Origin of the sequence: Flavobacterium sp. ZE23DGlu08 (genome assembly GCF_030505335.1) — a bacterium.
GTDB classification, from domain to species: domain Bacteria; phylum Bacteroidota; class Bacteroidia; order Flavobacteriales; family Flavobacteriaceae; genus Flavobacterium; species Flavobacterium algoritolerans.
This window is the reverse complement of record NZ_CP130045.1, coordinates 3,666,687-3,691,361: the sequence shown is the minus strand read 5'-3', so window position 1 is coordinate 3,691,361 and position 24,675 is coordinate 3,666,687. Positions and strand designations below refer to the sequence as shown.

The window sequence follows — 24,675 nt, the reverse complement described above, 5'->3', positions numbered from 1 at the left end:
TAAAATTTCAGGAATAACTACAGCTGACGATGGTAGAATACTGGCTTCCGTTGAAGTATATAATAGATCTTCCGGGACTAAATACCTATCTAACGCTAAAGGAGAGTTTTCAATAGAGTTTGACAAACCAGGCAATTATGAACTCGTTTTTTACAAAGAAAACTATGCCTTTTTAGAAAAAACAGTTTCAACATCCGAAGAAAGTATTGTTATTATTTTAGATAAAATCACCAACCTTTCGGAAGTAGTTATCAATAAACAAAAAGAAAAAATATTTGCACTTAATAAATTAAAAGATATTGATGAAACGGCCATTTATGCCGGAAAGAAAACCGAAGTAATCTCGTTAAACAAACTTACGGCAAACAAGGCAACCAACAATGCACGTCAAATATTTGCTCAAGTTGTAGGATTAACAATCAACGAAAGTTCAGATGGAGGTTTACAATTAAGTATTGGTGGACGTGGATTGGATCCAAACCGAACATCCAATTTTAATACCCGACAAAACGGTTATGATATCAGTGCCGATGTTTTGGGTTATCCCGAAAGTTATTATGCAACACCTACCGAGGCTCTCGAAAAAATTCAAGTAATTCGCGGTGCAGCATCATTGCAATATGGAACCCAATTTGGCGGATTAGTCAATTTTAAATTAAAAACGCCAAGCAAAAAACCATTCGAATTTACAACAAGAAATAGCATTGGATCTTATGGTTTGTTTACCAATTTCACTTCATTAAGCGGTACAAAAGATAAATTCAGTTACTATACCTTTTATAATTACAAGCAAGGAAATGGTTTTAGATCCAATTCTGAATTCGAGAGTAAAAATTATTTTGGAAATTTAAATTATCAATTAAACGATAAAACTTCCTTGCATTTGGACTACACTTATTTTAATTATCTAGCCCAACAAGCCGGCGGATTGACCGATGTGATGTTTAACGATAACCCTACACAAAGCAACAGAACCATGAATTGGTTTGCAGTAAACTGGAACTTATTTGCATTGCGCTTGAAACATAAATTTAATGCTAATGCCGATTTTTCACTGCAATTATTTGGGCTAGATGCTAGCCGCAAAGCTGTTGGATATCGTTCCAATAGAGTATCTAATCCTGATGTATTAGGAACGGAAAGAGATTTAATAGTAGGGGAATTTGTCAATTGGGGTGCTGAAGCACGATTTTTAAAACGGTACAGAATAAAAAACAACACCAGTGCTTTTTTAATTGGAGCCAAATATTACCAATCTGAAAATTCCGGAATTCAAGGTCCGGGAAGCTCCGGTAGTGATGCCAATTTTAATGTTGCCGATGCAGAATTCCCTTTTTATCAAAATCAATCCAATTATACATATCCGAACTTGAATGTATCTGTTTTTGGGGAGAATATCTTTAAAATAACACCTAAGTTCTCTATTACTCCAGGTTTTAGATTTGAAAAAATAAAAACACAAGCAGAAGGTTCTTATCGGAAAATAAATCTGGATTTAGCAGGAAATGTGATTTTAGACGAAACTAAGTTTGAGAATAATATAAAAGACCGAAACTTTGTTTTAGTAGGAGTTGGATTAAGTTATAAACCACGAAACAGAATTGAATTTTATGGAAATGTTTCACAGAACTATCGCTCTGTAACTTTTAATGATATTCGAACCGTAAGTCCAAGTCAGGTGATTGATGAAAATATTACAGATGAAAAAGGCTATACTTCGGATATTGGAATTCGCGGGCAAATAGGCGACAAAGTAACTTTTGACGCAAGTGTTTACGGATTGTATTATGATGATAAAATTGGTGAATATGAAACTAGAAATCCCAATGGTTCAGCAGCAATAGTACGATTCCGAGATAATATTGGAACAGCAGTCACGTATGGTTTTGAAACGATGTTCGATTGGAGTTTAAATAAAACATTTTTCAAACAAAACGACAACTTTTCTTGGAATGTATTCTCCAATATCGCTATCACCGATTCGGAATATTTAAAATCAGACGCACCAAATATTGAAGGAAATAAGGTAGAGTTTGTTCCGCTTTATAACATTAAGACAGGAATTGGGTATAAAAACTTTATTTCGAGTGTACAATTTACCTATGTTTCTTCTCAATTTACGGAAGCTAATAACAGTAAAACAGATGTAAATGACAATACGTATGGCATTTTTGGTCAAATTCCAGCCTATTATGTAGCTGATTTCTCCACCTCCTACAAATGGAAAAACTGTAAATTGGAAGCTGGAATCACCAACTTTACAAACAATAGTTATTTTACAAGAAGAGCAACTGGCTACCCAGGACCAGGAATAATACCTTCTGATACTAGAACTTTTTACACAACTTTAGAATTTGTGTTTTAGAGTAATAAAAGCTTACCCTGATCTTCTCCTAAAGTTGTTGGTAAGTATTAAAATCAGTAAATTACGGGAAGTTGCCTATGAGTATTTTACCGTTCTTTTCATCTCTCCATTTCTTGGACTTATATTTTATTAAAAACGAGTAACGGTACTTTGGCTTTAAAGGAATAATTGGCTGAGTTACTGGAGAAAAATATTTTGTCGAAAAAACTTCTGTTTTGTTGCGTGAACATAATCATCATGGAAGGTTTTGACTGCTTAATTACCGCCTCTATGTTTGAAATTAAACTCTTGGCCAGATTGATATTTTCGATATGCAGTTTAATATTATGCTTTGAATTTTTTTTTACCAATTCATCTATGGTGTTTTTGTTGGTTGTTATTTCGGCGGGGAAATTGAAATGGAGTATTTCAACTTTTGCCTTTAATGGCTTCGTGAATTCAATTACTTTTTTCAGTTCATTTTCAAGATTTACAAGATCGGAGGCGTAAATAACGCTCTTTATCTCACTTCGACGATAATTCTGGGGTACGGCTATAACAGGAACTGTTGAATGGGAGATTAGACTGGAAGTGTTTGTGCCGAATATTTTTTTCAGTTTTCCTGAGCCTCTGGTGCTGATGCAGATAAAACTGAATTTATTTTCCTGGGCATATTCCCGGATATTGCTGTCCGCAAGAACAGCACTATTTATTATACACTTCTTATTTATAGAAACAACATCCATGTCCCTATAAACCGATGCTACAAATTGGTTTAGTTTTTTTTGAATTTTATCCGCTTCTTTCCTTTCATAATCAGCAAAGGCAAGATTGCTTAACGACGTGAGATTTGCCATGTAGTAGGAATGAAAAAAAGTCAACTCAAATTTATGTTGGGATGCCAATTGAATGGCAAAACGCAAACCTGCTTTTGAATTTGAAGAAAAATCGGTGGTAACAAGAATTTTATCCATTATCTTTTATGTTAATTGTTATTATGGCAAAACACTATTCAATTGACCGATTAAATCTATTATCATCTCTTGCGAGACATCAATGATGCTGCAATGCTCAAGATTAAAATAACGAGAATTACCAACAAAGCAATTTGTATTGGCAATTTGTAGAAATCAGCCAGCAACATCTTCAGTCCAACAAATATTAATATCAAAGCAAGTCCCTTCGACAAATACCGAAATTTATCCATCATTCCCGCCAGTGCAAAATACAAAGAGCGCAAGCCAAGTATTGCAAACACATTTGAAGTATAAACAATAAAATGGTCTTGTGTGATTGCCAGTATTGCAGGAATGCTATCCGCCGCAAAAATCAAATCGGTGGTTTCAATCAACACCAATACTAAAAATAAAGGCGTTGCAAACCGTTTCCCATCTTGTTTTACAAAAAATTTACCACCATGCAGTTCATTAGTAACAGGCATTACTCTTCTGAATAATTTTATAAGGGGATTTTTTTCTGGCTCAATTATTATCTCCTTTTGCTTAAGCATCTTATATCCCGTATAAATCAGTATCGCCCCGAAAACATAAATTGTCCAATGGAATTTTTCGAGTAACGCGACTCCCGCAAAAATAAATGCAGCCCGCATTATTAAAGCTCCGATAATTCCCCAAAACAAAATTCTATGCTGATGGATAGCCGGAATTTTGAAATAAGAAAAAATTAAAACGAATACAAAAATATTATCTACGCTCAATGCTTTTTCAATCACATAACCCGTAAAAAACTCCAATGCTTTTACCTCGCCTTGCCAGTAATAAATAAGCCCATTGAAACACATGGCAAGTGTTATCCAAACCCCCGTCCAAATCATGGCTTCTTTAATGCTTACTTCATGCGCTTTGCGGTTAAACACCCCTAAATCCAATGCCAGCATCAGCAGTACAAATACGTTAAAACCAATCCAAAAACTCAAATCCGTTTGCATACTTGTACTTGTTTAATTTTTCGACTCCTCTTGTTTTACCAAATTCATTTGGTCGATTTTTACGGTTTACCAAAATGTTTGTCTATTGAATCTTACTAAAATACTTTTCTATAACGATGGTCTGACAGTCTGCGTCTACAAGCTGTTCGGGATTTACTTGTACAAACTGTATTGAACGAAAACGCTTCTTAAAGGTAATGAACTTTTTGGCAAATGCCTAACAAAATTTTATAGCATGAAAAAACTTGATGCTTGTATGAATCCTTTATAGTTTGTAATACCTATACTATTGATTATAGTCATATTTCATATTCTATTGTTTATATTCGGTTCGATTTTTTTTTCTATAATACTCTGTAAGTTTGACACAAATGTTGCGGCATAAAAACCTTGTTCAATACTCCAAACTGTATGACCTCTAAATTGTTCAAATTGTTGCTGTGTTGTTTCACAGTAATTGCCAAAGTAGTTTCATGAGTTCAGTGTTTATGTTTTTTTATTTCATCGGCATAAGGATCATATCCATCTTGTTTTAGGTTTTTGTTGATTGGTTCACAAAACATTTCATTTACTATGCTACAATCCATTCTTCCTCCTTGTAAAACACTTCTTGACAACAAGTTTTTCCTCGCATATAAAACATGTACTTCACAACAAGTATTACATCTTAACATTTTTAAAATATTTTCTTTGAATCCATTTTTCAACACTGATAATTATTAGAATTGAAAAAGCTACCATGGCTGACATCCCCCATGCCTCAGCTTTTAATGGAGATGAATGAAACCAACGATTCATAAATGGAAAATAAACAAAAGCGGCTTGAACAAACAGTACTGTTGCAATTCCGATATAAATAAATGGATTGGAGAAAAGCCCGATTTGATTGACTGAAAAATTAAGAGATCGGCAATCAATAAGGTAAAACACCTGAAATAAAACCATTGCTGTTACAGCCATTGTTTGAGCTTCCGAAATGGCCAGTGAGTGTTCCATGCCTCTGGACAGTTCAATATTATATTCCCAAAGAAATAATCCAATTGTTCCACCTGCCATTACCAGAGAAACCAGTGTCATCCTGAAAATTATCAAAGAACTTAATAAAGGTTTATTGGGCTTACGTGGAGGACGATTCATTACATTGGGTTCCATTGCTTCAAGTGCAAGCGGCAATGACAAGGCAACGGCAGTTATAAGATTGATCCATAATACCTGAACAGGCTGTATTGGGATGAGTAGAATTCCCCCTTCAGAGGGAAAAAATAACACGGCAATAAAAATAACCAATCCCAATCCTATACTTGTAGGCAGAAGAAATACAATCGATTTCAAAAGGTTATCAAATACTCTGCGTCCTTCTTCAACAGCAGCCTTTATACTTTCAAAATTATCATCGGCCAGGATAATGTCTGCCGCCTCTTTGGCAACAGCCGTACCACTGATACCCATAGCTACGCCAATATCTGCACGTTTAAGTGCTGGGGCGTCATTTACACCATCTCCTGTCATGGCTACCACTTCCCCGTTGGCCTGAAGGGCTTTTACTAGATTTAATTTATCTTCGGGGGATACCCGTGCGAAAATATTGGTGTTTTTTACTACCTCTTGAATCTCCTGGGCATTCAAATTCTGAAGTTCCTTTCCGGTGATAACCCTGTCTGCATTTATAAATCCAAGTTCCCTGCCTATTGCTGCGGCTGTTGCAGGATGGTCTCCGGTAATCATTTTCACCGTAATACCTGCATTATGACACGAATCGATCGCTTCTTTTACTTCCATCCTTGGAGGGTCACTTATGGCCTGTATCCCTAAAAAAGTAAAATCGCAAAGATCCTCTTCCGTAATGAGTGATGAATGTTCGCTATCCAACTTTCTGGAAGCGAAAGCCAATACTCTCATTCCTGTTCCTGCTAATTGTAAAGCCTCCGTTCGTACCTGTTCTGTGTCAAAGACAATGGATGAATTTTCACTATTTAATAAAAGTGGAATAACTGATTCAGGTGCGCCTTTAAGGTAAATCATTTTTTCTCCGGAAGGGGATAGATGGAGCGTAGCCATTATTTTTTTTTCGGAATCAAAGGGTAATTCATCCAACCTCCGCCATTTGCTTCTTAGTTCGTCCTCGTTTATTCCAAACTTTCCAGCTACTGCTATCAGGGCAACCTCTGTAGGGTCTCCTACTGATTTCCAATGACCCTCTTTTTTATGAAGTGTTGCGTCATTGCACAGTGCTGCAGCCTTAATAAGTTCACCAATTTCATCATCTGTTCCTTCTTCATCGGAATCATTTTTTAAAATTTTACCATCAGTATTAATGCCTACTCCTGTAACATTGAATTTTTGCTTTCCATTCCAAAGTACCTGAACGGTCATTTCGTTAAGGGTAAGCGTTCCCGTTTTGTCTGAGCAGATTACAGTGGTGCTACCCAAGGTTTCTACAGCAGATAAATGCTTGATAATAGCTTGTCTCTTTGCCATTCGCATAATACCGATAGCTGATGCAATAGTAATTACGGCAGGCAGTCCTTCTGGGATAGCTGCTACCGCAAGAGTAATGGCAAAAAATATTGCATCTATGAATGTATAATTACGAAATATTCCTATTAGAAAAACTAAAATACCAACAAGGATGATGGCATAGGTAATTCCCCGTGCAATTTTTTCAAGAGATTTTGTCAGTGGAGATTTGACTGATGTGGTAATTTGAAGAAGTGCGGAAATTTTACCAATCTCGGTTTTAATGCCTGTCAAAACAACTACGCCTTCTGCTGTGCCGGAAGTAATCAATGTGCCGCTAAAAACCATATTTTTACGATCAGCAACTCCTGCATCTGCGTCAATAATATCCGTGTTTTTTTCCACCGGCAAGGATTCTCCTGTAAGGATAGATTCATTACACTGCATATTTTTTACGAATGTGAGCCGCATATCTGCCGATACCTTATCGCCAGCCTGAAGCAATACATAATCACCGGGAACTAGTTCAGCAGCCTGAATATTCTTTTGCTTTCCATCTCTAATCACTGTAGCATTTTCCGGAATTAATTGGAGAAGCCCCTGAATGGTTTTTCCAGCCTGGTACTCCTGAACAAACCCGATAATGGCATTAATAATTATTACACAAAACACCACTATACCATCTGTGATTTTGCCCATAGTTATAGCAAGGATGGTAGCAGTAAGTAGAACATATATAAGCGGGTTAAGAAATTGCCTCAGCAAAATTTTAAAGGCACTTTCTCTACTTTGCCTGTAAATGATATTAGGTCCTTCCTTTTTCAAGCGCTTCCCAGCTTCTGTTGTACTAAGACCTTCAGAGGAAGTATCGAGACTCTCTAATACATTACTGTATGAAACTGAATGCCATTCTTTATTTTGGACTATGCTACTCATAAAATCTTCATTTATCGTTACTTAATTATCTAAAAAACAATTAAAATCATTCAGAAATAGGTGCTACTTAAATTTGTTCAGGGTTTGTTTTGTGGTGTCTTACAATATTTCAACAAAAAATAAGCAAGACCGAGCGCAGCAATTAACAAAGCTAAACTTACAATAGTATTACTATTTGTTTGCTGTATATCTAGTGTGATTATTTTAGTTGAAATAGCAATAATTGAGATTTCTATAATTGGAATAGTAGGAATTGTATCGGATGAAATAATTAATAGCAATGCTTTTATAAGCTCATATCCAACCGCAATAATCAATATCAAATTAAACACTTCGAATAAAGTGGAAACATCAATCAATAAATAAGGTGGAGCGGTAATTTTTTTAAATTCTAAATAGTAAAGATGTAATGTGCCCAATATTAAAATTAAAGTCATAATTCCAATTAAAACACGAATTATATTTTTATTAATGGCTATAATTATTCTTAAAAATTTATCATCGCTCTTCATAGTATTTTTTTTAACAGATTAAAGTTGGAGATTAATTATTTCAATTTTTAAGCGTTGGCTTGTCAAATCGGCAAAAAGCCCTCCGAAAATTGATCTTAAGTTTTCGATATTTTATGTTTGTCCTCCGTGTCAATTTTATCAGGGTTGTCTTTTACGCTATTAAAGTCCTGCTATTACAAGTAAATTTAGTTATAAAAATGTGTCCTTTTAGCAATATAATTGTTTTTTTGTTTTTTTTTAATTGGTTGTTAGCAAAATACAGAAACATTAGCTTGTTGGTTAGCAAAACGTTAATCCTATGTTGTCGATGTTTTATGTTTAACAACTATGACAATTTTGTAGGATCTTTGTTTTTTTTGCGTAAGTTTTATTTTTCCACTTTCCACATTTTAATTGTCAGCTTAAGTTCGGCGATTTAGTTTTTTCATGCTTCTATTTCCCACTTTCCAAATTTCGTTTTTTTGCGCCATTGCTTGCTGACGAACCTGATTTACCAAAAGGTAAAATACCCAACCATCGTTCAAACGGGTTAACTTACTCTAGACTAAGGTTTGAAATAAAAACCCACTTAAATTTTAAAGTAGTGATTTTATATTTGGTTCAGAGGCGTATTTTAAAATGGTTTGCTTGTCAATTGTTTCTTCATTATCAATGCGAAATAAAGATTTCAGCCCCGTGTATTCACAAATGAATTTCTCACTGGTATTTACAGGATTCCCGTTAAATATTATTCCTTTAATGGGAATGTTTCTGCGTTGAAGAGCTTCGACGGAAAGCAGTGTATGGTTTATGCTTCCGAGATAATTTCTGGAGACCAGAATAACTTCCACTTTTAATTTTTCTATAAGGTCAATTACCAAAGAATCATTATTGAGCGGAACCATCAAACCGCCTGCTCCTTCTATAATGAGATTATTGTTGGTTGGTGGAACTTTAATGGAATCTAAATTAATTGTAACGCCATCAATAGCGGCAGCGGCATGTGGAGACATTGGTTCTGTAAGGCGGTACGCTTCAGGGAAAAAATCAGAAGTGGAATTACTGATAAGTCCCTGCACTTTCATTGTATCTGTTTGGTGCAGATCTCCGGATTGAATAGGCTTCCAATAATCGGCTTTTAGCGCTTCGACGAGAATGGCTGACACGATTGTTTTTCCTATATCCGTACCAATTCCTGTTATAAAATATGTTTTCATTATGTTGTGTTTTTTTAATTGAATTCGTGACTACTCAGTAACCACAAATAATAGACATTTTTTTGCCGCTAAGACACAAAGGCGCTAAGTTTTCAAGTCATTTAATTTGATAATTTAAGTAATCAACTTAATCTCTTATTCTTTTCCAACTATTTCCTTTGAGCCTTTGTGTCTTTGCGGCAATTTTTTATTATTCGACTTAGCAGTTATAATTGAGACCTGAATAGTTACTTGAATTCTAATCTTTGCCCCGGAATGAATTCGGAAAAATTACCATTCTCATAGACTAGATTTCCGTTAACAAACGTATGGGTCACTTTTGACTGAAATGTTTCGCCTTCTAATGGCGACCAACCGCACTTGTACAAAATATTTTCTTTACCAACTGTCCAAGGTGAATTCAAGTCAACCAATGTCAAATCGGCAAAATAACCCTCACGGATAAAGCCTCTTTTTTCGATACCATAAAGTATCGCTACATTATGACACATTTTTTCGGCGATTTTCTCTAAAGAGATAAGCCCTTGCTTGTATAATTCAAGCATAATATACAGGGAATGCTGCACCATTGGCGCACCCGACATGGATTGGAAGTATGGCTTTTCCTTTTCTTCCAAGCTGTGCGGTGCATGGTCCGTAGTGATAATATCAATTCGGTCATCCAGCAAAGCCTTCAAAAGACCTACTCTGTCTTGCTCCGTCTTTATGGCAGGGTTCCATTTTATCAAGGTTCCCAATCGCTGATAGTCTTTGTCTGAAAACCAAAGATTTTGAACCGATACTTCGGTGGTAATGTTCTTTTCTCTTAGCGGTATGTCGTTTCGGAACAAATGGGTTTCGGCCTCTGTGGTCAAATGCAGAATATGCAACCTTGCCTTGTGTTTTTCGGCAATGGCAATAGCTCTTTTGGTAGATTGATAACATCCTTCTTCACTGCGAATTAATGGATGACATGCAATTGGCACATCTTCACCATATTCTGCTCTGTAAATTTCCTCATTCTCTTCTATGATTTTTTCCATTTCTGAATGAATGGCAATAATGGATTTACAATTCGAAAAAAGTTTTTCCATAGTGTCTGGACTATCGGCAAGCAAATTTCCCTTCTTGGTAAAATAAAGTCCATCATCAGAAACCCCTATGAATTGAGACGTATCCATTTGAAGTACACTGTCTAAATTGTCGTTATTAACCCCTAAAAAGAAAGAATAATTAGCCCAAGATTTTTTTGAGGCAATACGAAATTTCTCATCTAGAATTTCAGTGGTCAATACATTGGGAACTGTATTTGGCATATCGATAAAAGAAGTTGTGCCGCCCGCAACAGCTGCTCTACTTTCTGTATAGAGATCTCCTTTATGGGTTAGTCCGGGTTCCCTAAAATGCACTTGCCCATCTATAATACCCGGAAACAGGTACTTGCCGGTTCCATCAATGGTTTTAGCATCCTTTGTGATTTCTCCGGACAGATTGCCGATTTTTTGGATAAAGCCGTTTTGGATAAAAACGTCAGTACTTTTTATCTGACCTTCGTTGACGATGTTAACATTTTTTATTACTATAGATTGATGCATAGGTGGTACTTTTGGTTGTTATTTGAATTCATCCCTAATATTCAAAGAAATGACATTTGATTTTACTGAAAGTTTCTAATTTTAGATAAGCTACACGACTATTTCACGGCATCAAAAGACAAATGCGTGGTAAGCATAAATCCATTGTTATATTGAAATACCGATTTGTCATTTACCCTTTTTCCTTGTTGCAAAATCTGACTCAAATAACCTGCTTCAATTTTTACATTTTTATTTACTTTATAACCGACTAAAGCAGCCAATCTATTTTGATCAAAAACATTCGCTCCGACATTTTTACCAAAACCGACAAACACCTCATCCAATAAAATAATGCTCACGCTGTTATTGTCGGTACTATTTTTATATATAGAAATCTCCGTTCTTAACCTGTATCGCATCCTGTTCAGGAAAACCCAGTCTGTGTTAGTTACTCCATTTTGAGTAATGAATTTTTCAAGAAACCGTTGTTCCAAGGTAAACCGATGGGACACCTCCACTTTTCCTATTGGATTTTTCAAAACTATTTGCTCATACATGCGATGTTCAGAGAAAGCATTTGCATTTGGATAATCGCCATAAGGATCCGTTTCGGCAAAAGCATAACCTGCATTTAAACTTACATCCTTTCTCAGGGCATAATTCACCCCTGTTGGCAGCAAACTTTGTTGCGGATTTTTTAGCCCATCTACTCTGCGCCATTGGTATTCGGTATGCAAAGCAATTTTTGGATGTATTTTTAAGGTGCCGGTATAGGCAAGCCAGCCAATACTATTATGGTCAGACAATCTCTGTTCTTGCGAATAAGTATAATTGTGTAGAAATAGTGTTAGAATAAAAATAAATATGACTGTCCGTAACTAATACCAAGTTGTTTCTAAAGCGGCAATCATATAGTTCAATATTATTGTTTAGACTTATTTTGTGGCAGATTTAATAGAGTTTCTTCCAGAAATTCTACTTTCCCTGTATGAATATCGTATACGGCACCCACTATTAAAATTTCGCCATCAATATATTTTTTGTGTAATATTGGGTCCAAGTCTCTCAGATCCGCTACTTGGTCAATTACGTTTTGTCTCACAGCATTATTAGTAGCATTACCAGCAATATGAGAGGATTTTGCAACTGCTCCTTTTATTTCGTTGATAAGCGTAACAATATGACCAGGTACGTTTTCAGGACGTTTAACTGCTGCATCAACCGCGCCACATTCTGTATGACCAAGTACAACTATTAATTTTGTATTTAATTTTAAAACAGCAAACTCCATACTACCATAAGAAGCAGCCGCAGAAACTTGACCTGCTGTACGAATAATAAATAAATCTCCCAAACCTTGGTCAAAAATTAATTCATTTGGAACACGTGAATCTGAACATCCTACAATTGTAGCAAATGGTTCTTGTCCTTTTTCTAATTTTTTGATAAAGCTAATGTCTTGTCTTGGGCGTATACTTTTGCTCTCAATAAATCGTCTGTTACCCCCTTGGAGTTTTTTAAGTGCGTAACGAGGATTTGCATAAGCAGAATCCCTATTTACAATATAATGGTCAACCCTCCATTTAACAGAATCAATTGCCATTAGAGTTCTAGCCTTTTTTTTGTTAGCTTTTTCTGTTTGTGCATGTGTGATATTTTGAATTAATAACAATGCAATAGCGATCAAAAAGTGTTTTTTCATAATAATATATTTAATGTTTAGACTATATCAATTTTTAAAATAACTTCTAAATCTATTTAATGATGAAAGTAAAATTATGATTTGAATTTCAATGGTTATATAAGGTTTAATTTATTATTGCTAATTTACAACAAATGAACTGATTGATTTGGTTGATAGTTTTTTTATTCTATTAGTGATTACAATTATTATTTTTTAACAACGAAGAATAATAGACAAATAGATAGGCATTCCAAAAGTAATATTAAACGGAAAGGTAACGGCTAATGCCATAGGCAAAAATAAACCTGGATTGGCTTTTGGTGCTGCAATTTTCATGGCAGCAGGAACCGCAATATAGGAAGCACTTGCTGCTAGAATGGCAAAAATAAATCGGTTGCCAACCTCATCAGTCACTAGTTGACTTAAAAAAGCTACTACTACCCCATTAATCAGCGGTATTACAATGGCAAATACCAAGGTAGACCATCCACTTTTAATGAAATCGTCTAATTTTCTTCCACTTACAATACCCATGTCTAATAAAAAAATTGCTAAAAACCCTTTGAAAATATCAGTGGTAAAGGGTTTAATTCCCATAGCTTGTTCTTCGCTAGCTAAAAAACCAATCACCAAACTTCCAAGAATTAATAAAACACTTCCATTGGTTAAAGAATGTCTTATGACAGAACTCATTTTACTGGAACTAACTTCTTTCTTGTTGTATAATCTAATTAAAATTACTCCGATGATTATTGCTGGTGCTTCCATCAATGCCATTACGGCTACCATATGTCCGCTGAAAGTATATTTTTGAATTTCCAAAAAAGTTACTGCTGTTACAAAAGTTACCGCACTAACCGAACCATATGCTGCCGCAATTGCACCCGAATTTTCAACACTAAACTTTTGCTTTAAGATAAAGAAACAATAAATAGGAATGACAACCGCAATTAATATCCCAAATAAGACTGCCCAAATGATTTCCATATGAAAATCACTGTGCGCCAATTCTTGTCCGCCTTTAAATCCAATAGAAAACAATAAATACAAAGAAATAAACTTGGATGTATTGTCTGGAATTGCTAAATCGCTTTTCAATCTTGTGGCAATTATACCAAGAAGGAAAAACAATAAAGCCGGATTTGTTAAATTATCTAGTAGTAAATCTAAATTCATCTTTTATTTTTATTTTTTTGTTGCACGTTCTAATCTGTCGTTAATGGATTTTCCTAATTCAAAATCCGGAAATCGTTCCGCAACAATCATATCTAAGTCCATTTTATCCAATCGATGCATTGCAGCATACAAATGTGAGGTAGCTTCTTTTAAATCTCCTTTTTTGGATAAAATTTCTTGATGAAAAACAGTAGCATTTTCGATCCTTTCCTTAAAAAGTAACAATCCGATTTTTTCATCTGGAAATCCCCTGATGAATTGCGCTACATCACTTTCTAAAAAAGTGGTGGTTGCTGGTGCGTAATGTCGTGATAACATTCCAGGCGCATCTGGTGCGTTTTCTTTTTTGTTTTTAATTTGGATTTTCCCGATAACTTCTTCAATATCTTCCACAGAAATAGAACCCAATCGATATAATATCGGTTCTTCATTTTCAAAACCAATTATCGTAGATTCTATTCCGTTTTGGCAATCGCCTCCATCTAAAACCATCTGTAATTTTTCACTAAAATATTCCGCAACATGCAAAGCATTTGTTGGACTTATTGCCCCAAAAGGATTGGCACTTGGAGCAGCTAATGGAAAATCTAATGCTTCCAACAATGCCAAAGCTGTAGCATGATTTGGAATTCTAATAGCCACAGAATCTTTTCCTGCAGTAACTAAATCGGGAACCGCTTCTTGTTTTTTCAACACCATAGTCAAAGGTCCCGGCCAAAATTTATCAGCTAACAATCTAGCTTTTTTCGGTATATCTTTTGCTAATTCGTCTAATTGTTCGATTGATTTAATATGAACAATTAAAGGATTAAAAAAAGGTCTTTGTTTCATTTCAAAAATCGCTTTTATGGCTTTTTCGCTGTAAATATTTCCAGCCAACCCATAAACCGTTTCTGTAGGAATGGCAACCAAATCTTCTTGGACTAAAATCTTGGCAGCTTTTGATATGTCTTTTGAAACCATTGTCATAATTCGTTTTAAGGGTTACAAAAATCACAATACATAGGATCTTCGGTCATTTTTTTATGTGGATACAATTCCTCAGAAGTATGGTTACACTTTTTACAAGTATAAATAAAACTCAAAGTAGAACGCGTAGACGAATTACAGCATTCACACGGTAATCCCATTTTGGCATCAGAAACCACAAATCCAGGTGTTTCACACATAGGACATAACGACTGAATTGCCTTTACTAATTTTAATACCGCTGTTTCAATCACTTTCATTCGTGTTGGATTGTACAGTGCGCGCATATCGGTTTCGACATATACTTTCCCAAATTCTTTCATCATTTCATTAAAGCTTTCCTTTAAAATCTTTTCATCAGTGATTCCTTTAGCTATTTTCGAAATATCCTTTTCCGATGGTTTTAAAATAAGTCCGTGCGATGGAAATTTTACTTTAGCAGCAAATTCCAGTAGCTCGACTTCAGTTTTAATTTCGCTGCCATTGAAATTGGTATCCATACTGAGTTCTCTTACTATAATTTCTAACTCATTTTTTTTATCAATAAAAATTAAAAATTCATCATCGGCATGGGCAAAAAAAATTGTGGGGTGCATCCCAAAAGACCCTTCGCTGGCGATACCTAAATCGCAATCATTCTCTTTCATAGCAAGGAGACATTTATTGCGAAGAGTCGTTACCGCGCCATCTTTTCTCTCAATTTCTCCCGAAAAAGTTCCCAATGTGTCAGTATCAAATTTATCTGAGACAAAGCAACTTACGCCTAATTCTTTTTCAAAAATCGGGGCAATCACGTTTTCTTTTTTATGCTTAGTTGCTATAAGAAGTTTTCTACCTTTGAACATAAATTACTAATTGTCAATAAGTGAAATGTTTATTTGTGAACTAACTAACAATCTCTTGTTTTTGGCTTTCGCCTCCGATAGTATCTTCTGCAATTTTTCAATCTCATTTTTTAGCTCAGGAATTCTTTTTTGAGCAATTTCATCGTCTTCTCCATATCGTTCCTGTGAACTCCAATTTTTTATCTTATGGAAATTTATTTTGGAAGAAAAAATACTAATTAAAATTTCCTTCGCCTCAACTTCCGAGAAGTTACCGTCAATAAGTGTTAAATTTTCGATTCTATTCATAATTTTGGTTGTTTTTATTTGATAACTGATTAGAAGAATATGCTCCAAGTATTATGGCAAAAGACGCAAATAGTTCACTGTTAATTACGTCATGTGTTGTTAAAGCCATAACAAGTAAAACAATCATTGCGACTAGTGAAATAGCTATTTTTATTACTAATTGATTCATTTTTCTATTTTAATTACTGCTTCCAATTTTAAATTCCATTTTTTTTCATCTATGTTATTTCTTAAATAAAACAGTTCTTTTTGTAGTAGTTTTATTTAGGACTCCCTAAATCACAATCATTTTCTTTCATCGCAAGGAGACATTTACTGCAAAGAGTCGTTAATGCACTATCTTTTCTCACAATTTCTCCCGAAAAAGTTCCCTATATGTCAGTGTCAAATTTATCAGAGACAAAGCAAATAATGCCTAATTCTTTTTCAAAAATCGGTGCAATCACATTTTCTTTTTTATGCTTGGTTGCTATAAGAGGTTTTCTACCTTGAAACATATTAGTTATTCTTTAAAACTTATTTCAATCGTACTATTTACAACCAAATTTAATCCATTTGCTTCTGCAACTTCCACTAAATTTTTAATTTTTTCTTTAGCTTCGTTAAGTTCCACTACTCTTTTTTTGGAGTGAGTGATGTCATTATTGAAACGAATATGATTGCTAAAATCCTCTAGATTATGGTGGTTAATCTTACTGTTTATTAATGCAGTTAATACTTTCCCTGCTTCTACCGGAGTAAAAACCCCATCTATTAATTTAAAGACTTGTTGATTTTTCATTTTATACTTAATTATTAGGTTTTAGTTTTTTACTTTTCTAATTATTCGATAAATTTTTTGGATTTCCTTTATATATTAATATATTAATTCAAAACTATTAATTGGGTCTGGCAATTCCTGTAATTTACGAATTAGCAACATGATTATATCTTTTAGATTAACGCGACAAAGATAGATATAATATTATTAATGATAGCAATACTATCATTAATAATTGTAAAATAATTTTTAGCTATATTTGCCAAAGAAAGATGAGACATCTTCTTTTTAGCAATTTATTATACGAAGACCAATCAATACAAGGATTAAAATGGAGTTACAGTTACAAATAAAAATGAATGAAGCATTATTTCTGCGCAACCCTGAACAGTCGGAGTTAGGCAAAAAAATCATTAGACACAGCATTGAATTAATCTATAAAAATGGATTTGAAGCGTTCACCTTTAAAAAATTAGCAAAAGACATTGGTACAACCGAAGCGGGTATTTACCGATACTTTGAAAACAAACATCGCTTGCTGTTATATATTGTAGCTTGGTATTGGAGTTGGCTTGAATACCAGATAGGCTTTAATACCAATAACATTAGTGACCCCATAATTAGATTAAAAATGGTAATTAAATTGTTAGCCACAACAGTAAAACATGATGAAAAAACAAGTTATGTCAACGAGAGCCTATTGCATCAAATTGTTATTTCAGAAGGTTCAAAAGCATACTTAACAAAGCATGTAAGCGAAGACAATAGACACCATTTTTTTAAACCATACAAAGATCTTTGTGCCGTTATTGGAGATTTAATTTCAGAATGCAATCCGAAATACAAATACCCTAAATCATTAGCTTCCACTATCATTGAAATGGCGCATTTTCAGAATTTTTTCATGAACAACCTGCCTTCACTTACCGATTTTGGGGTAAATAAAGACGAGACAAAAATCATTTCTTTTCTTGATAATTTGGTGTTTTCCAGCATAAATAAAATTTAGTTGTTGATGAGATCTCTGTCATTTTCAGGAGCTCCATCCAAGACTAGACATGCTAAACTGTGCCCGCATATAGAATTAATAATGCATGAAATTGGTGAAAGTAAAATGTCAGGAACAATAAACTATTACCCTCAAAATGAAATACCAGCAAGTATACAACATAAATTTCCGTTATTTGCAGCAAGTTTTAGCTGTAAGCCCACAAATTTCTCACAGGTTTATGGAGGGTTCTCACAAGTATATAGGCCCATGCTTTTCAAAGACATTGTTCCAAATTCTATATACGAAAAAGTAGATGAGAACATTAAAGATGCAAAAGGATATAATGCAGAATTAAGGTTTAGAGGAAATTGGAAATCTTTAAAAGTGGGACGTTACAGGTTTTTTACTTCAATACAATAACCGTTTTGGAACTTTGGCTTTAACTGATAATGAAGGAAATTTTTATACATACAGAACAAATATTGGAAATTCTCTAACCAAAGGAATTGAAATATTTATTGAGATTAACTGGGTTTTAAATAAAAAAATAGAAATGTCATTATTTAGTTCAACCTCCTTTATGGATGGTCGCTACACAACAGGAAATCTTAAAACAGGAAATTCAAATGTAAATATTGAAGACAACAAAATTGAAAGTGTACCAAATATAATTTCCAGAAATGGAATTTCAGTTCATTATTGGAAATTAAGTTTGTCGGGACTCTATAGTTATACAGCCACAAGTTTTGCCGATGCATTAAATACACTTACGCCAACAGCAACCGGAGCAATTGGTTTAGTTCCTTCATATGGAATATTTGATCTCAATTCAACGATAAGAATAAATTCCAAATTTGAAATTAAAGCAAGTTTGAATAATGTTTTTAATAAGCAATATTTCACTAAACGACCTTTATTTTATCCGAGTCCAGGGATATGGGCATCTGATGGAAGAAATGGATCAATTTCATTTGTGGTAGTATATCAGATCAAATAGACACCCAATTTACTTTTGACCTAAAAAAAATCTCTAATGATTTAGAGCTGAATCCTTCCTATTTATCAAGAGAGTTTTCAAAGTATTTTGAAAATCTTAATTTTGGGGATTATGTTAGGAAATTACGAACTGAAAAAGCAATTACTCTTATTCAAAATTCAAGCTATACGCTTACTAAAATAGCCTACATGACTGGGTTTTCAGATCAAAGTCATTTTACGAGAATATTCAAGCAGAGTAGAGGAAAAAATCCTTCTTCCTATCGAAAAAATACACAAAAAAGTAATCCAGATTGGAAAAACCAGTCAAATTGACCATCCTATTCCAGTGCAAATTGACCACCAGTTTCGGAGCAAACTGACCACCACTTTCCAGTTCAAATTGACCACCTAATTTTGGGGTACAATTGATCATCAAAAACTACTTACTTTTTCATGTTGTTAGCACCATACATTCGTTAAAAAAAGACGGATTATGGCAAACAAAATAACAGACATGAGTAAAATTAGAAAAGCAATTAAGTTCTACTGTAACGGAAAAAGTAAGTTATTCATAAGTAAGTACTTATCTCTTTCTAGAAATACGGTAAAGAAGTATATTTCTTTATTTGAAGTGCTAGGATTAAGTTTTGAAGTAATTAGTGAAAAAACTGATGCTGAGTTAGAACTTTTGTTCTCACACACTACCGTGGAATCAATCAGTCCCAAACTGCAGCTTCTTTATGATTTTTTTCCTAAAATGGAACGCGAACTAAAAAAAGTTGGCGTTACCATACAGCACATGTGGGAGCAATATATTGTCCTAAATCCTAATGGTTACCGAAGCTCGCAATTTGGACATCATTATAAAATATGGAGCAAACGAGTCAATCCAGTGATGCACATGAATCACAAAGCGGGTGATAAAATGTATGTGGATTATGCTGGAAAAACACTCTCCATCATTGATAAAGACACGGGAGAAATTAAAGAAGTACAATTTTTTGTAGCCATATTAGGAGCCAGTCAATACACCTATGCCGAAGCTTCCATGAGCCAACAAAAGGAAGATTTTGTTACATCGGTAGAAAATGCTATGCGTTTTTTTGAAGGTACTCCTGCGGCAATTGTTCCGGATAATTTAAAATCTGCAGTGATAAAAAGCAGTCGTTTTGAACCCACCATTAATGAAACCTTGGCTGATTTAGCCGAACATTACCAAACTACAATCTTGCCTGCCAGGGCTTATAAACCCCGAGACAAATCATTGGTTGAAGGAGCTGTTAAGATCTTGTATCGAAGGATTTATGTAAATCTAAAAGAAACTAAATTCTTTTCTCTGGAAGAATTAAACCAGCAAATATGGGATTTATTGGATGCTCATAACAGTCGAAAACTCACAGGACGTCCGTACTCTCGGATAGAATTATTTTTAGAAGATGAACAACAAAAACTAAGTCCATTACCACAAGAACGTTTTGAAATCAAATACCAATCCTTTGCAACAGTAATGCAAAATGGGCATGTTCAATTAAGTCAGGACAAAAATTACTATAGCGTTCCGTATCAATATGTCAAGAAAAAAGCGAAACTATTGTATACCAAATCAACGGTAGAGATCTATCACAAATACAATCGAATAGCCATCCATCCAAGGAATTACAAACCTTATATCTATACCACAATCCCGGAACATATGGCTAGCACGCATCAATTTGTAGCTCAGTGGAGTGCTGCCCGCTTCATTGATTGGGCCAGTAGTATTGACGAGTCAGTAGCAGAATATATTATGCAAATAATTGAAAGTAGAAACCATCCTGAACAGGCTTATAAAAGTTGTTTGGGAATATTAAACTTCGAGAAAAAGGTAGGGAAAGAGCGATTAATAAATGCCTGTAAGCGGGCACTTGATTTTAAAATTTACAATTTTAAGACCATTCAAAATATTTTAGAAAACAACTTAGATCATATCGAATTTGAACAAGAACCTGAGCAGGAACTTCCAATTCACGCTAACATAAGAGGAAAACAGTATTATAATTAAATTAAAACACAGTAATCATGAATGAATCCACAGTAACAAAAATGAAACAAATGAAGCTTTACGGCATGCACAATGCTTTTAAAACAGCCATTGAAAGCGGAAAAACAGACCATTACACGCTCGATCAGTTTGTATCGATGCTTATTGATGCCGAATGGGATGAAAGGCACAATCGGCGTATTGCCCGCAGTATCACCAACGCCCGATTCCATTACAAATCAAATATTGAAAGTATCAATTTTGACCAAACCCGTAATCTGGATCGAAATACCATACTGCGTCTGGCAGAATGTGAATTTGTCGAAAAAAATGAAAACATTTTAATAACGGGAAGCACTGGTGTAGGCAAAAGTTATTTAGGCACAGCATTAGGTTATCAAGCCTGTATCCAAGGTTTTAAAGTAAGTTATTTTAATACTTCGAAGCTGTTTGCTAAATTAAAAATGGCCAAAGCAGATGGTTCTTACCTGAGAGAATTGGCCAAAATAGAACGGCAAGATGTTATTATATTAGACGATTTTGGACTCCAAGCTTTGGATAGCAGTAACCGAATTACCCTTTTAGAGATCATTGAAGACAGGCATAATAACGGTTCTATCATTGTAACCTCACAAATCCCAGTGCAAGGCTGGTATGACATCATTGGAGAAAAAACCATAGCTGATGCAATTTTGGATAGGCTGATACATCAATCTCATCGACTCGAATTACATGGAGAATCTATGAGAAAAAAAAGAGGGATAAACAAAGGATAATATTTAAGTATATTTGAACACTAATTAACAGATGAAAAAGAGTAGTTTTTAATGAAAAATGGGGTGGTCATTTTGCCCCGGAATTGGGTGGTCATTTTGAATTGGAATCAGGTGCTCACTTTAAATTGGAATTGGGTGGTCAATATCACTGGAATTTGCATTAACTGATTTTACACTTGGAAATTTAATATCCGAATTTCCATCAGTAATTATGTTAGTACTTTTATTTGCCGAAGCTTCTTTTAAATCCAGTGCTAATTTTGAAGCATCACTAATTGGTTTATTCAAATCTGTGGTGTTATCAACATTATCTAGTCCTAAATTAGTTTTTGCACCAAGAACTGTAGTTGCATTTGTACCTCCATTTTCAATTGCTACCACACCGGTAACATTAACAGCATTTATTGCCGAGTAAGCAAAAGGAACATAATTGAAGGGTTGTTTACTAATTTCCGTAAATGAAGAACAGTCTCCACTAACATTTATATCAACTACCAAACTCTTATCAAGTGAATTCCATGAAATTTTATCAAATGAAGTGGCGTATCCTGAAGTTTGCGTTCCAGTTCCTATAATCAGGTTAACCATTCCGTAAGAATCCGTTTTAGTTCTAATAACTTCCTGATATTCAATATTTGAAAATTCATCAATAAATTTAAACTGCATGCAAATATCCTTGCTGGCCAATGGCAAATTAGAATTATTCAAATCTGATGTTTTAACTCCATTAGGGTTCAAAATTACAGCTTGATACGTTATTCCATTGGTTTGCGCAAAACTCTTAGCGCACAAAAAAAATATAAAAAGTAAAATTATTTTTTTCATGATTAAATTGATTTATAGTGAAATGAATTCAAAATCCGGTTCGATTAGTGTTAAGTGGTAACTTTTTTTTGACAGTAATAAAGCTATTTAAGTTTTATAAAATTAAAGCCAATACTAAATTCTTATGCCGTTCTTCCTTTTCTTAAATACGTCGTAGACCCAATGAATCCTGATTGAATTAAATAATCAAGATTTTTTGAGGAATTATTACAACACGAAAAAAAGGAATAGCATCTAACATCATTAAATGAGTTAGCTACACCTAAATAATACGAATTAGTAAAGAAATCAAAAGGAGTTAAATTTGATTTTCCAAAAGCGGCGTCACAAGCATATTGGGTAAAATTCTTTTCTATTCTGCGGTAAACTTCTTTAGAAAAAACTTGACATGTTGCGATAAGAGTAATAAATAAAAAGTATTTTTTTATCATAGTTTAATGATTTTAGTGAAATAACTAAAGCTTGGAGTATTTAGTCGAACTAGATATTCGGAGACTGGTAATAAAGGAAGTAGAATAGTCAGAATCATATTGTCTGCTTTTTTCTTTTGTTCAAATACCAAGCGTCCGCTTAAATCAAAAACGTTGATATTTATTTCTTCGGTAATGACTTTTGAAAATTCAAAGCTCACCGTCTGAACAAATGGATTAGGGAATGTTGTTGCGGTGATCACTTCAGTTGGGTTTGAAGCAATGTATTTGCCCCAAAAACTTTGTTGAAATCCCTGCATGACAACATAATTATTACTGGAAGTTCCTGAGATACTTTGTTGACCAATAGTTTGGGTAACTACTATTCCATCTTGTAATTTTTTAGATGTACCCTGTGAAGATAGCATTTGATGATGTAAAACTTGTCCGTGAAAGGTGACGGTAAAAAATATAAGCAAGTACCTCATAAAAATTTATTTTAAACAATATTAAACTAAATTAATGTATTTCATCGATAAAAAATGCCGTTAAACGAAAATACAAGTAATTAGTAAGAACTTTTCAGTTATTAGTAACTCTAAAATCGGAATAAGAAGAAAAGAAAAGCTTGAAATGGGTCCATAAACCCATGCTGTTTTCAACTAAATGGTTTTTAACAATAACCTTTTCTTGATTAGAAATGTGTTATTTTTCAGTTTTTAGTAACTTAATAATTCAGCTTTAAATTAAAAACTGTAATTTTAAACGTATAAAAATTAAACAAAAATGCTTTCAAATTTATTTTTCATAATTACTGGTATTATTGGTTTTATAACCACTTTTTTAATTTTTACAAATTATAAATCCAATAGAATAATGAACCTATACATCATTCTATTAATACTTATAATTTCATTACGTTTCTTCTTATCTGGTTTTACCTATTTTATTTTCGACCCATCTTTTAGAAATACTTATTTTAAATATTCAAACCTATCATTAGTCGTAATTCCTATTTGCTATCTGTATTTTAAAAATTTGTCTGAGAATAGAAAGAAAATCAACTCGAAGGAGCTCTTGCATTTTATCTTTCCTGTATCTTTTTTTCTGTTTATAATTAATCGCAATCATTTCAATTTTGATTCTGAAAGGACAGGAGTTATTTTATATGGACTATTTTTTATTTTTGCAATAGTCTATGTTATTTTATGTTTTCGAATACTAAAGACTAAAATTTGGACCCGAAAAGGTGAAATCAAAGTAATTCAAAAGCAAAATAAATTAATTAACAACTGGACACTATTTTTATTTAGTGCTCTTGTACTCACAATATCCAGACTTTTTATATCAATCATCATAGAAATATATTTCGATGAAAGTATCAAAGGACACAGTTACCAATGGATATCGGCTATGATTTGGTTAACCATTTTATTCAAAATATTAATTTCTCCTGAAATTCTTTATGGATATAATGTGCTACACCAAAAGATCAATGAGAATAAAAACAACAGTTTAGTATTGAATAATATTTGGAAAATGACTCCTGATATTGAATTAAATAATAGCCAACATTTAATTCTTAAAGAAAAAATAGATCAAAACATTATTAACTATATCAAGGAAATTGAAAGCATATCATTGAAATTTGAATTGTTCAGAAATGCAAATTTGACAATAACTGATTTAGCTAACAGCTTACAAATTCCCAAAAGCCATATTTCGTATTTATTTAAATACCACTCGACAATTTCTTTCTCTGAATATAAAAAAGTAATTCGCATACATGATGCCATCAAACACATTGAGTTAAACTACTTAAAAAATAACACTTTAGATTCCTTATCAAAAAAGGTTGGATTTACTTCATACAATCCGTTTTTTACAAGTTTCAAAGAAATTGCAGGTGTATCTCCATTGGAATATTATAAAATGAATAGAACAGAATTTGAGGAATAAAAAAAGGTTCAACTTTATAAGTTGAACCTTTTTTATGATGAAATA

Annotated in this window: 26 protein-coding genes; 8 read left to right on the top strand and 18 right to left on the bottom strand. The window is 33.7% G+C overall.

Annotation, left to right across the window (positions count from 1 at the left end):
* The first annotated feature begins 4 nt into the window (after positions 1-4).
* Complete coding sequence (locus Q1W72_RS16105) at positions 5-2,365, top strand: TonB-dependent receptor (protein WP_233206931.1); 2,361 nt, start codon at positions 5-7, stop codon at positions 2,363-2,365.
* Between the two features lie 119 nt (positions 2,366-2,484).
* Here the strand turns inward: Q1W72_RS16105 and Q1W72_RS16100 are convergent, their stop codons facing one another.
* From Q1W72_RS16100 to Q1W72_RS16030, 15 genes are all read right to left on the bottom strand, one after another.
* Entirely contained in the window at positions 2,485-3,318 is an 834-nt protein-coding gene (locus tag Q1W72_RS16100) for a universal stress protein (RefSeq protein WP_099715218.1), read from the bottom strand.
* A 62-nt stretch (positions 3,319-3,380) separates the two neighbouring features.
* Positions 3,381-4,292, bottom strand: a complete 912-nt coding sequence (locus Q1W72_RS16095) for a TerC family protein (RefSeq protein ID WP_099715217.1) — start codon at positions 4,290-4,292, stop codon at positions 3,381-3,383.
* A gap of 479 nt (positions 4,293-4,771) precedes the next feature.
* Positions 4,772-4,966, bottom strand: a complete 195-nt coding sequence (locus Q1W72_RS16090; RefSeq protein WP_131909009.1) for a hypothetical protein — start codon at positions 4,964-4,966, stop codon at positions 4,772-4,774.
* Positions 4,953-7,685 carry an HAD-IC family P-type ATPase gene (locus tag Q1W72_RS16085; protein WP_099715215.1) on the bottom strand — a complete coding sequence of 911 codons (2,733 nt, stop codon included), beginning with the start codon at positions 7,683-7,685 and terminating at the stop codon, positions 4,953-4,955. The genes Q1W72_RS16090 and Q1W72_RS16085 overlap by 14 nt, the downstream gene beginning before the upstream one ends.
* Before the next feature lie 77 nt (positions 7,686-7,762).
* Entirely contained in the window at positions 7,763-8,197 is a 435-nt protein-coding gene (locus Q1W72_RS16080) for a phosphate-starvation-inducible PsiE family protein (protein ID WP_099715214.1), read from the bottom strand.
* 575 nt (positions 8,198-8,772) lie between these two features.
* Positions 8,773-9,396, bottom strand: coding sequence for a dethiobiotin synthase (gene bioD / locus Q1W72_RS16075; protein ID WP_199074831.1), 624 nt, complete (start codon positions 9,394-9,396; stop codon positions 8,773-8,775).
* Between the two features lie 224 nt (positions 9,397-9,620).
* The gene (locus Q1W72_RS16070; RefSeq protein ID WP_099715212.1) at positions 9,621-10,967 is read right to left on the bottom strand and encodes a dihydroorotase; all 1,347 of its coding nucleotides are present in this window, start codon (positions 10,965-10,967) and stop codon (positions 9,621-9,623) included.
* Positions 10,968-11,065: 98 nt separating this feature from the next.
* Positions 11,066-11,755, bottom strand: coding sequence for a DUF2490 domain-containing protein (locus Q1W72_RS16065; RefSeq protein WP_158234598.1), 690 nt, complete (start codon positions 11,753-11,755; stop codon positions 11,066-11,068).
* A 116-nt stretch (positions 11,756-11,871) separates the two neighbouring features.
* Entirely contained in the window at positions 11,872-12,651 is a 780-nt protein-coding gene (locus tag Q1W72_RS16060; protein WP_199074795.1) for a carbonic anhydrase, read from the bottom strand.
* 195 nt (positions 12,652-12,846) lie between these two features.
* A complete protein-coding gene (locus tag Q1W72_RS16055; RefSeq protein WP_099715210.1) occupies positions 12,847-13,809 on the bottom strand; it encodes a sodium-dependent bicarbonate transport family permease in 963 nt (320 codons plus the stop codon).
* Positions 13,810-13,818: 9 nt separating this feature from the next.
* A complete protein-coding gene (locus tag Q1W72_RS16050; protein ID WP_099715209.1) occupies positions 13,819-14,778 on the bottom strand; it encodes an L-threonylcarbamoyladenylate synthase in 960 nt (319 codons plus the stop codon).
* An 8-nt stretch (positions 14,779-14,786) separates the two neighbouring features.
* Entirely contained in the window at positions 14,787-15,623 is an 837-nt protein-coding gene (locus Q1W72_RS16045) for a DUF6671 family protein (protein WP_099715208.1), read from the bottom strand.
* A 6-nt stretch (positions 15,624-15,629) separates the two neighbouring features.
* Complete coding sequence (locus Q1W72_RS16040; protein ID WP_099715207.1) at positions 15,630-15,911, bottom strand: hypothetical protein; 282 nt, start codon at positions 15,909-15,911, stop codon at positions 15,630-15,632.
* Positions 15,904-16,080: a hypothetical protein gene (locus Q1W72_RS16035; RefSeq protein WP_158234597.1), complete on the bottom strand. Its 177-nt coding sequence runs from the start codon at positions 16,078-16,080 to the stop codon at positions 15,904-15,906. The genes Q1W72_RS16040 and Q1W72_RS16035 overlap by 8 nt, the downstream gene beginning before the upstream one ends.
* A 333-nt stretch (positions 16,081-16,413) precedes the next feature.
* Positions 16,414-16,692 carry a hypothetical protein gene (locus tag Q1W72_RS16030; protein WP_099715206.1) on the bottom strand — a complete coding sequence of 93 codons (279 nt, stop codon included), beginning with the start codon at positions 16,690-16,692 and terminating at the stop codon, positions 16,414-16,416.
* 334 nt (positions 16,693-17,026) lie between these two features.
* Here Q1W72_RS16030 and Q1W72_RS16025 point away from each other — a divergent pair, with 334 nt between their 5' ends.
* The 6 genes from Q1W72_RS16025 (at position 17,027) to istB (ending at position 21,436) form a co-directional block, all read left to right on the top strand.
* Positions 17,027-17,680, top strand: coding sequence for a TetR/AcrR family transcriptional regulator (locus tag Q1W72_RS16025; protein ID WP_233206890.1), 654 nt, complete (start codon positions 17,027-17,029; stop codon positions 17,678-17,680).
* An 81-nt stretch (positions 17,681-17,761) separates the two neighbouring features.
* Positions 17,762-18,082 carry a hypothetical protein gene (locus Q1W72_RS16020; RefSeq protein ID WP_302136400.1) on the top strand — a complete coding sequence of 107 codons (321 nt, stop codon included), beginning with the start codon at positions 17,762-17,764 and terminating at the stop codon, positions 18,080-18,082.
* Between the two features lie 13 nt (positions 18,083-18,095).
* On the top strand, positions 18,096-18,659 hold the full coding sequence (locus Q1W72_RS16015; RefSeq protein WP_099715203.1) for a TonB-dependent receptor: 564 nt from the start codon (positions 18,096-18,098) through the stop codon (positions 18,657-18,659).
* The gene (locus Q1W72_RS16010) at positions 18,623-18,973 is read left to right on the top strand and encodes a helix-turn-helix domain-containing protein (protein WP_367881685.1); all 351 of its coding nucleotides are present in this window, start codon (positions 18,623-18,625) and stop codon (positions 18,971-18,973) included. Before Q1W72_RS16015 ends, Q1W72_RS16010 begins: the two co-directional genes overlap by 37 nt.
* Positions 18,974-19,133: 160 nt before the next feature.
* Positions 19,134-20,681, top strand: a complete 1,548-nt coding sequence (gene istA / locus Q1W72_RS16005) for an IS21 family transposase (protein ID WP_158730039.1) — start codon at positions 19,134-19,136, stop codon at positions 20,679-20,681.
* A 17-nt stretch (positions 20,682-20,698) separates the two neighbouring features.
* Positions 20,699-21,436: an IS21-like element helper ATPase IstB gene (gene istB, locus Q1W72_RS16000; RefSeq protein WP_113667236.1), complete on the top strand. Its 738-nt coding sequence runs from the start codon at positions 20,699-20,701 to the stop codon at positions 21,434-21,436.
* Positions 21,437-21,556: 120 nt separating this feature from the next.
* Here the strand turns inward: istB and Q1W72_RS15995 are convergent, their stop codons facing one another.
* The 3 genes from Q1W72_RS15995 to Q1W72_RS15985 form a co-directional block, all read right to left on the bottom strand.
* Positions 21,557-22,261, bottom strand: coding sequence for a hypothetical protein (locus tag Q1W72_RS15995; RefSeq protein ID WP_302136399.1), 705 nt, complete (start codon positions 22,259-22,261; stop codon positions 21,557-21,559).
* Positions 22,262-22,383: 122 nt separating this feature from the next.
* Positions 22,384-22,692: a hypothetical protein gene (locus Q1W72_RS15990; RefSeq protein WP_099715276.1), complete on the bottom strand. Its 309-nt coding sequence runs from the start codon at positions 22,690-22,692 to the stop codon at positions 22,384-22,386.
* Positions 22,689-23,159, bottom strand: a complete 471-nt coding sequence (locus Q1W72_RS15985; protein ID WP_302136398.1) for a T9SS type A sorting domain-containing protein — start codon at positions 23,157-23,159, stop codon at positions 22,689-22,691. Before Q1W72_RS15985 ends, Q1W72_RS15990 begins: the two co-directional genes overlap by 4 nt.
* Before the next feature lie 925 nt (positions 23,160-24,084).
* Between Q1W72_RS15985 and Q1W72_RS15980 the strand changes: the two genes are divergently transcribed.
* Positions 24,085-24,630 carry an AraC family transcriptional regulator gene (locus Q1W72_RS15980; RefSeq protein WP_302136397.1) on the top strand — a complete coding sequence of 182 codons (546 nt, stop codon included), beginning with the start codon at positions 24,085-24,087 and terminating at the stop codon, positions 24,628-24,630.
* The last annotated feature ends 45 nt before the right edge of the window (positions 24,631-24,675 follow it).

Excerpts from the sequence above, each read along its gene's own strand:
- Q1W72_RS16035 (WP_158234597.1), bottom strand. The coding sequence starts at position 16,080 with ATGAATCAATTAGTAATAAAAATAGCTATTTCACTAGTCGCAATGATT.
- istB (WP_113667236.1), top strand. The coding sequence starts at position 20,699 with ATGAATGAATCCACAGTAACAAAAATGAAACAAATGAAGCTTTACGGC.
- Q1W72_RS16085 (WP_099715215.1), bottom strand. The coding sequence starts at position 7,685 with ATGAGTAGCATAGTCCAAAATAAAGAATGGCATTCAGTTTCATACAGT.
- Q1W72_RS16030 (WP_099715206.1), bottom strand. The coding sequence starts at position 16,692 with ATGAAAAATCAACAAGTCTTTAAATTAATAGATGGGGTTTTTACTCCG.
- Q1W72_RS15990 (WP_099715276.1), bottom strand. The coding sequence starts at position 22,692 with ATGATAAAAAAATACTTTTTATTTATTACTCTTATCGCAACATGTCAA.
- Q1W72_RS15980 (WP_302136397.1), top strand. The coding sequence starts at position 24,085 with ATGATTTGGTTAACCATTTTATTCAAAATATTAATTTCTCCTGAAATT.
- Q1W72_RS16095 (WP_099715217.1), bottom strand. The coding sequence starts at position 4,292 with ATGCAAACGGATTTGAGTTTTTGGATTGGTTTTAACGTATTTGTACTG.
- Q1W72_RS16080 (WP_099715214.1), bottom strand. The coding sequence starts at position 8,197 with ATGAAGAGCGATGATAAATTTTTAAGAATAATTATAGCCATTAATAAA.
- Q1W72_RS16100 (WP_099715218.1), bottom strand. The coding sequence starts at position 3,318 with ATGGATAAAATTCTTGTTACCACCGATTTTTCTTCAAATTCAAAAGCA.
- Q1W72_RS16070 (WP_099715212.1), bottom strand. The coding sequence starts at position 10,967 with ATGCATCAATCTATAGTAATAAAAAATGTTAACATCGTCAACGAAGGT.
- Q1W72_RS16055 (WP_099715210.1), bottom strand. The coding sequence starts at position 13,809 with ATGAATTTAGATTTACTACTAGATAATTTAACAAATCCGGCTTTATTG.
- Q1W72_RS16020 (WP_302136400.1), top strand. The coding sequence starts at position 17,762 with ATGCATGAAATTGGTGAAAGTAAAATGTCAGGAACAATAAACTATTAC.
- Q1W72_RS16045 (WP_099715208.1), bottom strand. The coding sequence starts at position 15,623 with ATGTTCAAAGGTAGAAAACTTCTTATAGCAACTAAGCATAAAAAAGAA.
- istA (WP_158730039.1), top strand. The coding sequence starts at position 19,134 with ATGGCAAACAAAATAACAGACATGAGTAAAATTAGAAAAGCAATTAAG.
- Q1W72_RS16060 (WP_199074795.1), bottom strand. The coding sequence starts at position 12,651 with ATGAAAAAACACTTTTTGATCGCTATTGCATTGTTATTAATTCAAAAT.
- Q1W72_RS15985 (WP_302136398.1), bottom strand. The coding sequence starts at position 23,159 with ATGAGGTACTTGCTTATATTTTTTACCGTCACCTTTCACGGACAAGTT.
- Q1W72_RS15995 (WP_302136399.1), bottom strand. The coding sequence starts at position 22,261 with ATGAAAAAAATAATTTTACTTTTTATATTTTTTTTGTGCGCTAAGAGT.
- Q1W72_RS16025 (WP_233206890.1), top strand. The coding sequence starts at position 17,027 with ATGAATGAAGCATTATTTCTGCGCAACCCTGAACAGTCGGAGTTAGGC.
- Q1W72_RS16040 (WP_099715207.1), bottom strand. The coding sequence starts at position 15,911 with ATGAATAGAATCGAAAATTTAACACTTATTGACGGTAACTTCTCGGAA.
- Q1W72_RS16090 (WP_131909009.1), bottom strand. The coding sequence starts at position 4,966 with ATGTTAAGATGTAATACTTGTTGTGAAGTACATGTTTTATATGCGAGG.
- Q1W72_RS16050 (WP_099715209.1), bottom strand. The coding sequence starts at position 14,778 with ATGACAATGGTTTCAAAAGACATATCAAAAGCTGCCAAGATTTTAGTC.